This window comes from Hymenobacter siberiensis (genome assembly GCF_018967865.2).
Lineage (GTDB): Bacteria > Bacteroidota > Bacteroidia > Cytophagales > Hymenobacteraceae > Hymenobacter > Hymenobacter siberiensis.
The window spans coordinates 510,115-524,447 of sequence record NZ_JAHLZY020000001.1 but is presented as its reverse complement, the minus strand read 5'-3'; the positions used below and the strand labels follow the sequence as shown (position 1 = coordinate 524,447).

Genomic DNA, 14,333 nt, shown 5'->3' with positions numbered 1-14,333 from the left:
CCGCAGCCATTCAACCAAAAATCCCCTGCCAGATACTCTGGCAGGGGATTTTTCAGATGCCTGACGGCGTGGTATTACCGCTCGATGTTCAGTCGCAGCGACTCGGTTTTACCATTAGTAACGAGGCGGCACACGTACAAGCCGGTGGACAGGTTGGCACTGTTGAGCGTAGCCGAGTAGAGCTGGCCAGCCGTTACGGTACCATCGTAGAGAGTAGCAATGCGCTGGCCAAGCAGGTTGTATACCACTACTTGTGCTGCGCCATTCTCTGCCGTCCGGAACGACACCGTAGCCTTATCAGCCGCTGGGTTCGGGAACACCGACAGCTCGTTGGTGGAATTGGCCACCGGAGCGTTGGCCGCTACACCGCGGACAGCCGTGGTGCAGTTACCCAGCTGGTCGCCGGGGTGGCCGGTGAGGTGAGCCGGCACGGCGTTGGGCGAGATGCAGATTTCGTGGCCGTTGTGGCACACAATTACCTTGTCCTTATCGCAGTAGGCATTGATGACGTGGAGCGTCACCGTAGCCGTGGCCGTGCAGCCGTACTGGTTGGTCGCCGTCACGGTGAAGGTGAACGTGCCGAGTGTGGTAGCCGTGAACACGGGATTGGATACGGTATTGCTACTGAGTCCTTTGCTTCCAATCCAGACGTAGCTCACGCCGCCCGAGGCAGTTAGCGTGGCGCTCTGAGCACCGTAGCCGATGTATAGGTTGGTAGCGACGCCACCGGTGTACACTGTGCTGCTGGGCGTTACCGCAATGGCCGGAGCCGGAATAGTACCCACTACGCTCACCGTGGCCGGGGCGCTGGCCACGTTGCCGTGGATGTCGGTCACGGTCAGGATTACGGGGTTGTTGCCCAGGTTGGCACAGCTGAAGCTGGTACGGTTGAGACTCAGGCTACGGATACCGCAGGCATCAGTGCTGCCATTATCGACCTGCTCGGCCGTCACCGAAGCCACGCCGTTTACCAGCGTAACGGTTACGGTGCGAGTCGCTACGGTCGGGGCCGTCACGTCGTTCACCGTCATGGTGAAACTGCCGGTGCTGGTGTTGCCGCTGGCGTCGGTGGCCGTCACGCTTACCGTGCTGGTGCCTACCGGGAAGGTGCTGCCCGAAGCCGGGCTGGCAACCACCGTGGCACCGGCGCAGTTATCGGTAGCAGTGGGATTGAAGCTCACCGTGGCCCCGCACTGCGTAGCCGGGGCGCTCACCACCATGTTGGCGGGCACCATCAGGTTCGGGCGCTCGGTGTCGTTCACGGTTACCGTCTGGGTGGCAGTGGCTTTGTTGCCAGCGGCGTCGGTAGCAATCCAGATGACGGTAGTACTGCCCTTGGCGAAGGTGGCCGGGGCATTGTTGGCTACAGTTACGCCGGAGCAGTTGTCCGTTGCAATAGCATTGCCCAGAGCCACGCCCGTGGCGCTACACTGGCCGGGGTTAGCACTTACTACTACCGCGGCGGGCGCGCTGATGATGGGGTTCTCCACATCCAGTACGGTCACTACCTGCGTGGCGGTGGCAGTGAGGCCGACCGCATCCGTAGCAGTCCAGGTTACGGTAGTCAGGCCTTTGAGGAAAACTGCGGGGGCATTGCTCGTTACCATTACGCCGGTGCAGTTGTCGCCGGCAACAGGATTGCCCAGGGCCACATGGCTAGCCGAGCACTGGCCCAGGTCGGCCGAAACCGACACCATAGCCGGGGCCGAAATCGTGGGAGCTTCGGTGTCGTTCACGGTCACCAACTGGGTAGCGGTGGCCGTGTTGCCGCTGGCATCGGTCGCCGTCCAGGTTACCGTAGTCGTGCCCTTGGCGAAGGTGGCCGGAGCGTTGCTAGCCACCATAGCCGAGCAGTTGTCGGCCGCCGTAGCCGTGCCCAGGGCCACGCCGGTGGCGCTACACTGGCCGGCATCGGCACTCACAGTCAAGGCAGCGGGGGCCGTGATGGTAGGCAGGATATTATCCAGCACCGTTACGGTAGCAGTAGCGGTGCTAACGTTGCCGCTGGCATCGGTCACGGTCAGGGTTACCGGGTTGGCACCCAGGTTGGCGCAAGTGAAGCTGCCGGACGATACGCTCACGTTAGCCACGCCGCAGTTATCGGCGCTGCCATTGTTGACCTGGGCGGCGGTTACGCTAGCCTGGCCATTAGCATCGAGCTGCACGGTTACGTTCTGGGCCACGGCCGTTGGGGCAATGGCATCCAGCACGGTCACGTTGGCGGTAGCAGTGCTTACGTGGCCGTAGGCGTCGGTCACAGTCAATAGCACCGGGTTGTTGGCCGAGCCTACGTTGGCGCAGGTATAGGCCAGCTGGGGGACGGGGCTGCCCAAAGTGTAGGTAGCCTGCACGGCGAGGCGCTTGAAGGTGCCGTAGCAGGGGTCACCGAATACCGAGTTGTCAGCCAAGATAGAAGCCGTATTCTGGTTCAGCACATACGACTCTACTATCGACTGGCTGTTGGTGGCGTTGCAGTTACCATATTGAAACGTCCCATTCACGAAGTTGGGCGTACCGTAACTGGCAAAGTTTACGGCGGTGAATACCGCCCCGGCCGGAGCCGAAAGGGTGAGTACACTGTGCTCCTGCGCCTGGCTAAATGCGGATACCAATCCCTGCTTTTGAAGGCTCAACGTAATAGCTCCGCAGTTGTCGCTGCTGCCGTTGTTGACCTGGGCGGCCGTGATGCTGGCCTGCCCGTTGGCATCCAGGTATACGGTCACGTTCTGGGCCACAGCCGTAGGGGCCATCGTGTCGTCCACCAGCACGGTCTGAGTATCGGTGCTAACGTTACCGTTGGCATCGGTCACGGTCAGCGTCACCGGATTAGCGCCGTAGTTGGCGCAGCTAAAGGCCGACTGCGAGAGCGTCATCAAAGCAATGCCGCACGAAGCCGTCGAGCCGCCATCAAACTGGGCAGTCGTGAGCGTAGCCGTGCCATTGGCATCGAGTACCAGCGTGAGCGGGGTGGCGTGGGCCTGCACCGTGCAGGGAATGACGGTGATGCTGAACGACTGCGTGATGAGGCCGTAGCTGGCCCCGTGGTGGTAGAGGTCGGCGGCTACCAGGGTCACGGGGTTGCTGCCGGCATCGGCCACGGCGGGTGTGCCGCTCACGGTACCCGTGCCGTCGCCATTGTCCACCAGCGTCAGCCAGGCGGGCAGGGTCGGCGTTTCTATCTCCAGCTTGTCGCCGTAGGGCAGGTCTGGGTCAGTCATCGAGATGCTGTAGCTGAACGGCTGCCCGGCCACCACCGACAGCGAAGCCGGCGCGGGGGTCGAGGTAAAGCTCGGGGCCGAGTTCACCACAAACTGCAGGCTGTGGGTACTCTGGTCGCTGGAGTTCGTGTTCTGGGCCGTGAAGGTGGCCGCCTTCAGGCCCCAGTCGGCCACTACGGGCGTCCAGTTCAACTGGGTGCTGGTGGGGTTAGCGGCCGGGGTAGGCAGGGCGGGCGAGTAGCTGGCGCTGGCCGGCAGGCCCGTGGCACTCATAATACGCACCAGCGTACCGGGGTCTACATTCGAAGCCTGAATGGTACGGGTTACCAGTGTGCCCGGCGTAATCTGCACGATGCTCCCGTTAGACGGCGTTGGTGGCACGTCAAACGTCGGCTTGGTGCTTACCTGGATGGTCACGGAGGTGTTGGTCTGTACCCCTACCGCGTCCTGCGCCACAAATGTGATAACACTGGTACCGAGTGTGCTAGTGGTGGGCGTCCAGGAGAACGTGCTTAGCACCGGGTTACCGGTGGCGGGCAGAGCTGGGCTCATGCTGGCGCCGGGGGGCAAGCCAATGCCTTTCAGCGTCACGATGTCGCCCGCGTCGCTATCGGTAGCCCGCACCGAGAAATTGATGGGGGTACCAGGAGCCACCTGGTACACGTAGTTGTTGGAAGGAGTAATGCTGTAGTCGAATTTCGGCGGGGCCGAAACATTGGTAATCTGGATAATAAAATCGACCAGAACAACGGTTTTTCCATCGCTCACCTTTACCATCGCATCGTATATGCGGCCCACCGGGGCACTCACAGTATTAAACGTAATGCCGCCCGTAGTGGCATTAATGGCCAGGCCAGGCGCATTGGTGAAGGCGGTACCGTTCAGGTCGGCTGAGGTGGCCAGGCTATATGTGAGGGGGTCGCCATCGGGGTCGTTGGCGGCCAGCTGGAAGGCTGCAGCCGCCTGGCCGGTGGCCAGGTTCACCACCGGGGGCAGCGTCGAAACCGGCGAGTTATTCCCAGTTCCGGCATTTACGATGGTTTTGACGTACCACGTTCCGTTGGCATTATTGAAGAGGGTACTCAGGCGGGCGCTGCTGCTGAAGTAGGCCGTGTAGTTAATAGCGGCCGGGTAGGTGTGCGTGACCGTAAACTCGCCATAAAAGTTATCAGCAGCCACATCTACGGATGTCACAGTCAGGTTGATGGAAGTGACGCCCCCGTCACCGAAATACAGATTATCAGCCACCGAAACGACCGAGCCCACGACGATATTACCGCTAAAAAAGCTGCGGCGAAACGACTCGCTGACCTTTAGCTGCACGGTGCGCCCAGTGGCATCAGTAGTAACCGTGCGCCATGTAATGTTGCCGTAGCGAAAGTGCGAGGCGCGGGCCGGCGAAGCCGCGCCCAAAGCCAGTACGCAGCACAGCAGCACCAAGCGCCAGGCGGCCCCTAGCGTCGGCCAACTGGCACGCATCGGCTGGCCGGCGCTTCCCGTTGGGGCAATGAATGAATGAGTAAGCGTGTTGTCCATGAAGAAGTTGAGCAGGGGTGAAAATTGAATGGTAAGACTAACGAAAGCGAGAGGCAATCCCTTTAGGCTAGATTTTAGATTTTTTATTATATGAAAATTTTAAAAGCTAATCTGTACCGGGGCAGCAAACCTACAATTTCATTCGCCTAAAATACAAATGTTAGTTTTACGTAAAACCGCAAATGCAACTCTGACAGTTGACGATTTTCGCAATTACTCCCGTTTAAAACTTGGCAAATTCATCAAATACAATATCAACAGATTATATTATTAGCAATAACTATAAGTTAATATTTTTGCACTCATCACATAGTTTATCAGTGAAAAACACAAAAAGTATTTTCAAAAAACTGTCGCACGGAGGCAAATTATAGATTTAACTATTCTAATTTTTCATTACCACACGTTCTATTTGCTTTCTCAGGGAAGATGCTGCCTGGGCAGGGGGCATTTGATGCCTGAGCCTCCCCTTGCCCGGCCGGTGTAGATTTGGGGATGAAGAAACCGTTTGTCCTCACCACCGCTACGGCTGCTGATGCCCCCAGCCTCACCCAATTTGTGAACGCCGCCTACCGGGGCGACACCGCCCGCCAGGGCTGGACCACCGAAGCCGACCTGCTCGACGGCCAGCGCATCGACGAAGCCGGCCTGCGCGACATGCTGGCCCTGCCCCACGCCGCCATCCTGCTCTGCCAGAGCGAAACCGGGGAACTGCTCGGTAGCTTCCACGCGCAGGCCAAAGGCGAGTTGCTCTACCTCTCCATGCTGGCCGTGAACCCTGCCGGCCAGACCCAGGGCGTGGGCAAATTCCTGCTGAGCGCAGCCGAGGACTACGGCCGCCAGCACGGCTGTACCACTAGCAAAATGACCGTCATTTCCGTGCGCGCCGAGCTGATTGCCTACTACGAGCGGCGCGGCTACCACCTCACCGGCACCACCGAGCCCTTCCCCACGGACCCACGCTACGGCATTCCGAAGCAGCCGCTGGTGCTGCTGGTGCTGGAGAAATCGCTGTAGCTTCCGGCTACGGCCGCCAGCGAAACGACTGCGCATCCATGGCCCGCATGGTGCACAATACCCCATCGAGGTGGTCGCATTCGTGCTGGAGCAGTTCGGCGATGTCACCCTGCACTTCCCAGCGCTGGGGCTGCCAGTGCTCGTCGCGGTACGTCACGGTGAGGGACACGTGCCGCTGCACCCGCACCAACAGGTTGGGAAAGCACATGCAGTCGTCCCACATCTCGAATAGCTCCGGGCTCAGGTCGGTCAGCGCTGGGTTGAGCAGCACGATGGGACGGCCGTCGAGGTGCAGGTACACCAGGCGCTTCATCACGCCAAGCTGTGGAGCGGCAATGCCCCGGCCGAAGTGGTATTTGGCGCGCACTTCCTGCATCACGTTGTGCAGGTCGGCCACCCAGCCGGCTACCTGGGGCAGGTCGGCTTCGGTCACGGGGGCGCACACTTCGTAGAGGCGCGGGTCGCCCAGCAGCACCATGTCGGCGAGGGTTTTCATGGGGTTGGGTGGGTTAGGGCGAAGGATGGACGGAATGGAAATTAACAAAAGAAAAGAACGTCATGCTGAGCGGAGTCGAAGCATCTCTACCGCTTCGTTGCAACCAATGTTGGTTACTACTGCGGTAGAGATGCTTCGACTCCGCTCAGCATGACGCTCGACTGTACTCAACGACGCTGAACGGCGCTCAGAAAATCATACTCCTACCCTCAGTTTGAACCGGACTTCCCGGCCTCCGCCGTTCGGCCGGGCTGCAAGTAGGTGTCCATCCATTCCAGCCAGAAGCGGTTGCGTTCGCGCTGGCGCACGGGGTCGCTGGCGTTGTGGGCGGGCACGGGCCAGGCGATGAATTTGGTGGTCACGCCATTGTCTTTCAGGGCATGAAACAGCTTGTACGACTGCGTGACGGGCACGCGCGGGTCGGCGGTATTGGCCAGAATGAGGGTGGGCGTGCGGATACGGCCGGCCAGGGTGATGGGCGACTGCTCGCGGTAGTTCTGGAAATTGGCCTCGCTCAGCCAGGGCGAGGGGCCGATGGCGGCGGCGCGCTGCACGTTGGAGTCGCCCAGGTTGTATTGGTCGAGCCAGTCGGTGACGGCCGCGCCGGCCACGGCGGCCTGCCACTGCGCGGGGTAGTGGCCCAGCAGCCACACCGTCATGTAGCCGCCATAGCTCCAGCCGCTCACGCCAATGCGGGAAGTATCAACCATCCCGCTGCGCTTGAGCTGGGCCAGGCCGGCCATCACGTCGCGGCCGGGGCCGGCGCCCGCATCGTGGGTAATGGCGGCTTTGTAGGCGTTGCCGAGGTTGTCGCTGCCCCGGTAGTTGGGCTCGAACACGAAGTAGCCCCGGCCCGCAAACAGCTGGGCCTGGGCCGAAAAGGTAGCCGTGGAAGCGGCCGTAGGGCCGCCGTGGATAACGAGCACCAGTGGGTAGGTTTTGCCGGGTGTGTAGTTGGAAGGGTAGGTCAGCTCGCCATCGTTGGTCACGCCGTCCGACTGCCAGGTGAGGGTCTGGGCCTTGCCCAATTGCAGGGCGCGCACCTCTTTATGAAAGTCGGTGAGGGCTTTGGGGGCAGCCGTGGGCGAGGCCATGTAGTAAAGCTCGGCGGGGTGGCCGGGGTCGGTGCCGATGAAGGCCAGGGCGCCGGTGCGGCTCACGGCCACATCTACCCAAAACGACCAGTTCGGGCTCACCGTGCCCAGGTTGAGCTTGCGGGCCGCGCCGCCCTTCAGCGGCTGCAGCCACAGGGCGGTGCGGTTGCCATCGAGCCCGCCCAGGAGCAGGTTCTTGCCATCGGGCATCCAGATGGTGCGAAACACGTCACGGTCTAGGGCTGGGGTCAGGTTGCGACCTTCGCCGCCGGCCGCGGGCGTTACCCATATTTCGTTGATGTTGTTGGTGTTGCCCTGGCGCGGGTACCAGTAGGAAAGCTGGCTGCCATCGGGCGAAAACGTGGGGTAGCCCTCCAGCATCTTGCGGCCGGTGAGGGGGCGCACAGTACCATCGGCCACGTTCAGCACCTGCGCGGTGCGCTGGTTGCCATCGCCGGAATACGGCCCCGGCACCTGCACGAAGGTCAGCGACTTGCCATCGGCACTCCAGGACAGGGGCGACGAGGGGGCGCCCGGCGGAATGGTCACCGGCAGGCTCCACGCGCCGGAGGTGAGGCGGGTGGCCGCGCCACCGGCCGCCGGCACCAGCCAGATGTGCGAAACCGTAGGCGCGGCACCCAGAAACAGGTCGTTGTTGCCCACCTCAAACGCGTCGTAGCCCTTGTCGGGCGGGCCGGCTGCGTTGCTGGCCTTGTCGGCCGTCACGTAGGCTACCGTCCCGCCGTCGGGCCGCCAGGCGTAGTGCTGCACGCCTCTGCGGGCATTGGTAAGCCGGCGGGGTTCGCCGCCGCGCAGGGCCTGCACAAACAGCTGCGGCACCGAGTCCTTGCCGGCCCCGGTTTTGACCAGGTAAGCCAGCTCCTGGCCGTTGGGCGACCAGCGAGGCTGCGTCAGGCCGAGGCGGCCGGCCGCCAGCGTGCGCTGCTCCCCGTTGGCCGGGTTCACCAGTACCAGGCTGGTCAGAAACCGGTCTTCGGCGTAGTCGGGCGTGGTCACCACCAGGGCAATACTTTTGCCATCGGGCGAAAACTGCGGGTCGGCCAAGCCGGTCATTTTGGCCAGGTCGCCCAGCTCAAAAGGGCGATTTTGAGCCCGGAGGGCCGCCGTAGGCAGCAACAGCAGCCACAGCAGGGCCAGGTGCCAGGAGGAGAAGTTTTTCATGGGACGAGAGATGATTAAAATATAGTGATAAAGAACGTCATGCCGAGCGCAGCCGAGGCATCGCGCTCGAATCGTCCTCACGATTGAGTTGTTACCCCAAGCGAGATACCTCGGCTGCGCTCGGCATGACGTTCTGTTTCCAGCATGACGGACGGCTGCCACCCAGCTTTTCAAAGCAGCGGGTGCGTTAGTCGCGGTAGTTCAGCGCCGGCTTGCGGTCGCCGAGCAGGGGTTTGTACACGTAGCTGCCCACTTTCTGCTTTAGCTCCGCTTTCGCCTTAGCCACCAATTCGGCATCGCTGAACAGGTCGATAGCGGTGAGGGCCATGGTTTTGGCGGCCACCATCATGCCTTTGCTGCCAATTTCTTTGCCGCTGCACGCCACGGCCTGCCAGCTGTGGGCGGGCGTGCCGGGTATCCAGGTGGCGGCCATCAGGCCCACGGTTGGCACCACGTAGCTCACGTCGCCCACGTCGCTGCTGCCGCCGAGGTCGCGCAGCAGGTAAGGCGATACTTCGGCGGCCTGAGCTACGGGCGGCGCGGGCGCGCCCAGCGACTCCTGAATTTTCTTGCCGAAAGCGGCTTCTTCGGCCGTGTAGCTCACGCCGCCCACCTGCTCCAGGTTGCGCTGCAGGGTGTGGGCCAGGGTTTCGTTGATAAGCAAATCGTGCGTGCCGCCGATGATTTCATAGTCCATGGTGGTGCCGGTGCCCAGGGCGGCGCCCTCGGCGGCTTTCACCACGCGGGCAAACACGGCCTCTACCTCAGCGCGGTTGGGGTGGCGCACGTAGTAGTACACCTCGGCGAAATCGGGCACTACGTTGGGGGCCTTACCGCCGTTGGTGATAACGTAGTGAATGCGGGTTTCCTGGGGCACGTGCTCGCGCATCATGTTCACCATGTTGTCCATAGCCTCCACGCCGTCGAGGGCGCTGCGGCCCCGCTCGGGCGCGGCGGCGGCGTGCGCGGCCACGCCGTGAAACCGGAATTTGGCCGACGAATTAGCAATATACTTGCCCACCATCGTGGCGTTTTCGCTGCCGGGGTGCCAGTGCAGCACGGCATCCACGCCGTTGAACAGGCCGGCCCGCACCAGGTACACCTTGCCGCTGCCGCCCTCCTCGGCCGGGCAGCCGTACACCTTCACGGTGCCGTGCAGCTTGCCTTCCTTCAGCAGCTTTTTGATTTCGATGCCGGCCGCCACGCTGGCCGTGCCGAAGAGGTTGTGGCCGCAGCCGTGGCCCGCGTTCTGCCCGGCAATGGGCGACTTATCGGCCACGGCCTCCTGGGCCAGGCCCGGCAGCGCATCGTACTCGGCCAAGATGCCGATAACCGGCTGGCCACTGCCGTAGGTGGCCACAAACGCCGTGGGAATATCGGCCACGCCGGCCTGCACCGTGAAGCCGTTTTTGCGCAAGGTTTCCTGCAGCAGCGCCGAGCTTTTGGTTTCCTTATAGCCCATCTCGGCAAAGCCCCAGATGCGCTGCGCCACTTGCTGGTACTCGGCGTAGTGGGCCTGCAAATCCTGCAGGGCTTCGGTTTTGAGGGCTTCGGTGGGCGGCAGGGCCGGGCGGAAGGACGCCAGCAGGGCGGTGCCCAGCAATGCCAGAGTAATGGTTTTTTTCATCGGGAGAATTTTCGGAGAAATACATCGGCGGACCAGCCTGCCTGGCCCGGCCGAAATTACCACCAGATTACGGCAAAATGCCACGCTGCATCGGGGGCCGGAAGCATTCTTAAAGGGACTGGGCCTTTCATTATATTCCACCGGTTGATGCTTTTCCCCAACCTGCTTTTGGGTGTCGCGAAGCCGCTGCTGCTAGTGGAGAAAGTGCTGACACAGGATGCGAGCGGTTCTTCGCTACCGCAGTATAGAACGAGGCTGGTGCAGCAAGCGCGTTTCGACGTAGCTATCGAACGGGAACTCCTCGTTCAGCCAGGCCGGCAGCACCTCGTTTTCAATAAGCAACTCCACGACGTCCCGGCGGTGAATGCCACAAGTCATCTTCTGATACAGGGCCAGCAAGGGCGCGGCGCATTCCGGCGTCTTATTGAGCCGGTAAATAGCGGTGTAGCTGCCGGCCAGCATTTCCAGCATGTGCTCATCGTGGGTGCGAGCCACGAGACTGGTCAGTAGCGGGGCATCGCCCGCCTGATAATTGCTGACGAGCAGGTCGGTATACCGGCCAGGGCGGCTAGTAGCTGCCAATCGTTCCAACGCAAATGCGCGGATGTCCGGCGCGTGCAGGTGTTGCAAGGCTTCGATGGCGTATTCAATCGTGAGGCGGTTTTGGCTGTTTATCTTCTGGCGGGCCCATGCCAGGATGGGCTGGTAGGCCAGCGGAAATTTAATCCGGGTGAAAACGTGCAGCAGATTTTCCCGCACTTTTTGGTTTTGCTCCGTCAGCAGGCGCTCGGCCAGCTGCAGAATTTCGTCGGGTTTCAGCGCAGCCCGCCTCAGCGCAAAGCGACCGTAGGCGCGACTGGCGCTTTGCAGAAGGTCGTCCAAGCCGGGCTGGGGCTGAGGCTCGGGTGGGGCAGCCCGCAGCTCGCGCGTGGCCTGCACGCATCGCAGGTAGCGGCGCACGTCCTCGTCCTGCTCGGCTAGCTGCCGCAATTCCGCCCAGGCATCCACGGCGGGATGCTGCTCTTGGAAGGCGAGAATGAGGTGGTCGTCCTGCCAGTCATCGGGGTTTCGGGCCAGAACCCGGCCAAATTTGCGCGCAATGTATTGAAGCCCTTCTAGGCCATCTAGCGTCATAATTTCTTCGGCCCCAACCCAATCGGAACCGCTAATCGGGTGGTTCAGAAAACGGCGGTACATGGCCTGGCGGGCGGCGGCATCGCCGTGCTGCGCAAAAAGCAAAGCCAACGCAAATAGCTGAGTCAGCGTCCAGGTATCATCCTGTTCCGTGGCCAAAGCCTGCAGCACGGCCCGCCGAATCCGGCCCTGCTGCGCCGACAGGCAATACAGCTCGTAGAGATAAAGTGCGCGGCTGGGCTCGGACTGCCCGTCGTAGGCAAAATTCTTCAGCGCCGCCTCAATAATAGACGACGAAAAATCGACCCCGGGATGGGCCAGGGCCAGCAAATGAGCCCGGCCGGTACCGCGTTGGATGGCATGGCGGAAGCTGCTTTTGATGCTACTGGGACTGACCATTATTTCGGTGATTTGAGTAGGCCTATGCGTCACGTCAGCACCACTACCGCGCCAGCTTCTCGGCTCGCAGCAGGTCGTCGCTGGCTTGCAGCAGCTTGGCGCGCAGCTGCGGGTTGTAGTCCGGATGCGCGGCCAGAAAGGCCCGCACCGTGGCGGCGGCCGTGGCCGATTGGTAGCTGCCCAGCGAAGCCTGCAACCAGCCGTAGGGGAAGAAAATATCGCCGGTGAGCTGGATTTCCTGGAGCAAATCCAAACTGGCGGGCAGGTATTTTTCGGACGTGGCCTGGCGCTGCGGGTGGTGCAGATAACCCAGCGCGGCCGTCACCCAGGCCTCTTTGGCACGGCCGGCTTTGTCTTTCAGCGAAGCAAAAAAAGCGTCGCGGGTAGCCCCGTCGGGCGAAAGGGCGGGCATCAGGAATTCGAGGCGTTGGCGGCGGTCGGGGTTTTTGATGCGGGCCAGCTGCTGGGGCAGAATGGGCTCAGCGGCCGGATAGTCGCGCACGGCCAGCGCCAGGGCCAGGGCGGTGTAGTCGTCCTCAGTCAGCTTCACGCGGGCGGGCGCTTTTTCGGTTTGCCAGATGTGGTAGAGGCGGGCCTGCGCCGGCAGGCTGAGCGCCACGGACTGGTAGGTTTTGAAAAGCAGCTTCTGGGAATTGACCGAGGGGTTTTTCTGCAATGCCGCCCACAGGTCCTTCTCCAAAGCCGGCCCCACGGCCAGCCGCTGGGTGGGCGTGAGAAACTGCCAGAAAACAGCGCTGGCCTGCCCTGTGAGCAGCTTCAGATTCAGCTCCTCGGGCTCCAGGGTAAGGGCTTGCCGATACACGCTGAGCAGCGCCAGCGGCCGGATAACCTGGCCGTTGAGCATGTTCTCGTAAAGGTTGACGTAGGCGGCGGCGCGGGCCACCGGGTTTTTCAGCTTCGAAAGCTGCGCGGTTAGCGCCGGGGCGGTCGGAAACACGCCGTAGCCCAGGCCCGACGAGTTGTAAAGCACGAGGCGCGGGGCGGGCTCGCCCACGGCCTGGGTTACGGGCACGGTACGCGCGTTCATGTTCACGGTCAGCTCTTTGGTGTGGCCGTCGGGGTACATCAGCAGCACTTCGAAGAGCTGGGGCCAGAGGCGGTCGGAGCCATCTTCGGCGCGCTGGGTGAGGGTGAGGCTGGTGATTTTATTGGCGCTGGTTTGCAGGTCGGCGGTGAAGACAGGGCGGCCGGGCTGGTTCACCCACACCTGGTTCCAGGCTTGTAGGTCGGCAGGCGTGCGGGCGTCGAGGATTTTGATGAGGTCGGGCCAGGTGGCGTTGCCGTGGGCGTAGGTTTTGAGGTATTCGCGCAGGCCATCGCGGAAGGGTTCGGGCCCCATCAGGCGCTCCAGCTGGCGCATCATGATGGGCGCTTTGTGGTAGATGATATTGCCGTAGAGCGAGCCCGCGTCCTGCAGGTTGGTCAGCGGCTGGCGAATGGGGTTAGCCCCGGCGGTGCGGTCGATGCCGTAGGCGGCGGGGTAGTGGTCGATAACGAATTTGAGGTCGTAGTTCGAGTTTTTGACGGCCACCTGCGTGATTTTATCGGCCATGAAATTGGCGAATACCTCCTTCATCCACACGTCGTTGAACCACTGCATGGTCACCAAATCGCCGAACCACATGTGCGCCGTTTCGTGCGCTATCAGGCTGCTGCGGGCCAGCACCTGGTCCTGGGTCGCACCCTCGTCCAGAAACAGCGTAGAGGCCTTGTAATCAATGGCCCCCACGTGCTCCATGCCCCCGTATTGGAAGTCGGGAATGGCCACGAAATCAAACTTCTGAAACGGGTACGGCAGGCCGGTGTACGCAGTCATAAACGCCAGCGCATCGGCGTGCAGCTGGAAAATGGGGTCGAGGCTCAGACGCAGCTTCGTGGAGTCGGTTTCGCGGTGCAGCAGGCTCATAGCCCGGCCGTTCAGCGTCCGGTTTAGCCGCGTGAACTTACCCGCCGCGAAGGAAAACAGGTAGGTACTCATGCTGTCGGAAGCAGCAAAAAGATACTGTTTCGTTGCTCCATTCAGGGTCGAATCCTGCACGGGGGCGTTGGCTATGGCTTGCCAGCCGGCGGGCACGGTGAGGGCCAGCGTGAACGTGGCTTTCAAATTGGGCTGGTCGAACACGGGCACGACGGTGCGGGCGCGGTCGGGCACCAGCAGCGTGTAGAGGTAATCGTCGTTGCGATTGAGTGACTGCTCGCCAGCCCGCAGGCGAATTTCGGCCACGTTATGGCCCCGGCGCAGGGCGGCGACAGGCAGCACGAGGTGCTCGTTGCGGTGGTCGAGGGCCACGGGCTGGCCGTTGACGATGAGGCTGTGCAGGTGGCCGGTGGGGGCTTTAAAGTCAAGCTGTACCGGGTGGCGATTATCCTTCAGATTGAAGGAAACCTGCTCAATGGCTTCAATGGGCTCCGTTTTCAGCGCCGGAACATGCAGGCTAAGGTTATAGGCCACCCCGCTGATGGTGGCCTTGCGCGCCACGGCCACCATTTCGGAGACGCCGGTGGTCACGGGCGGGTCGGGCTCGGTGGGCTCGGTGGGCAGCGGCGCTTTCGCAGTGGTCACGGGCGTGGTGAACATGGGCGCGCGGTGGCAGGCGGTGGCAAGCAGT

Annotated in this window: 7 protein-coding genes; 1 reads left to right on the top strand and 6 read right to left on the bottom strand. The window is 62.0% G+C overall.

Going from position 1 to position 14,333, the window contains the following annotated elements; translation table 11 throughout:
* Nucleotides 1-74: 74 nt before the first annotated feature.
* Nucleotides 75-4,754 carry an HYR domain-containing protein gene (locus tag KQ659_RS02215; protein WP_216685444.1) on the bottom strand — a complete coding sequence of 1,560 codons (4,680 nt, stop codon included), beginning with the start codon at nucleotides 4,752-4,754 and terminating at the stop codon, nucleotides 75-77.
* 495 nt (nucleotides 4,755-5,249) lie between these two features.
* On the opposite strand from KQ659_RS02215, the gene KQ659_RS02210 reads away from it, so the two are divergent.
* Nucleotides 5,250-5,771, top strand: a complete 522-nt coding sequence (locus KQ659_RS02210; RefSeq protein WP_216685445.1) for a GNAT family N-acetyltransferase — start codon at nucleotides 5,250-5,252, stop codon at nucleotides 5,769-5,771.
* A gap of 7 nt (nucleotides 5,772-5,778) precedes the next feature.
* Here KQ659_RS02210 and KQ659_RS02205 read toward each other — a convergent pair whose 3' ends face one another.
* The 5 genes from KQ659_RS02205 to KQ659_RS02185 form a co-directional block, all read right to left on the bottom strand.
* On the bottom strand, nucleotides 5,779-6,267 hold the full coding sequence (locus KQ659_RS02205) for a peptide deformylase (RefSeq protein ID WP_216685446.1): 489 nt from the start codon (nucleotides 6,265-6,267) through the stop codon (nucleotides 5,779-5,781).
* 209 nt (nucleotides 6,268-6,476) lie between these two features.
* Entirely contained in the window at nucleotides 6,477-8,543 is a 2,067-nt protein-coding gene (locus KQ659_RS02200; protein WP_216685447.1) for a S9 family peptidase, read from the bottom strand.
* Between the two features lie 187 nt (nucleotides 8,544-8,730).
* The gene (locus KQ659_RS02195) at nucleotides 8,731-10,170 is read right to left on the bottom strand and encodes an amidohydrolase (RefSeq protein WP_216690359.1); all 1,440 of its coding nucleotides are present in this window, start codon (nucleotides 10,168-10,170) and stop codon (nucleotides 8,731-8,733) included.
* A 234-nt stretch (nucleotides 10,171-10,404) separates the two neighbouring features.
* Complete coding sequence (locus tag KQ659_RS02190) at nucleotides 10,405-11,703, bottom strand: hypothetical protein (protein WP_216690360.1); 1,299 nt, start codon at nucleotides 11,701-11,703, stop codon at nucleotides 10,405-10,407.
* A 43-nt stretch (nucleotides 11,704-11,746) separates the two neighbouring features.
* The gene (locus KQ659_RS02185) at nucleotides 11,747-14,302 is read right to left on the bottom strand and encodes a M1 family metallopeptidase (RefSeq protein WP_216690361.1); all 2,556 of its coding nucleotides are present in this window, start codon (nucleotides 14,300-14,302) and stop codon (nucleotides 11,747-11,749) included.
* Nucleotides 14,303-14,333: the final 31 nt, after the last annotated feature.

Excerpts from the sequence above, each read along its gene's own strand:
- KQ659_RS02210 (WP_216685445.1), top strand. The coding sequence starts at position 5,250 with ATGAAGAAACCGTTTGTCCTCACCACCGCTACGGCTGCTGATGCCCCC.
- KQ659_RS02190 (WP_216690360.1), bottom strand. The coding sequence starts at position 11,703 with ATGGTCAGTCCCAGTAGCATCAAAAGCAGCTTCCGCCATGCCATCCAA.
- KQ659_RS02215 (WP_216685444.1), bottom strand. The coding sequence starts at position 4,754 with ATGGACAACACGCTTACTCATTCATTCATTGCCCCAACGGGAAGCGCC.
- KQ659_RS02185 (WP_216690361.1), bottom strand. The coding sequence starts at position 14,302 with ATGTTCACCACGCCCGTGACCACTGCGAAAGCGCCGCTGCCCACCGAG.
- KQ659_RS02200 (WP_216685447.1), bottom strand. The coding sequence starts at position 8,543 with ATGAAAAACTTCTCCTCCTGGCACCTGGCCCTGCTGTGGCTGCTGTTG.
- KQ659_RS02195 (WP_216690359.1), bottom strand. The coding sequence starts at position 10,170 with ATGAAAAAAACCATTACTCTGGCATTGCTGGGCACCGCCCTGCTGGCG.
- KQ659_RS02205 (WP_216685446.1), bottom strand. The coding sequence starts at position 6,267 with ATGAAAACCCTCGCCGACATGGTGCTGCTGGGCGACCCGCGCCTCTAC.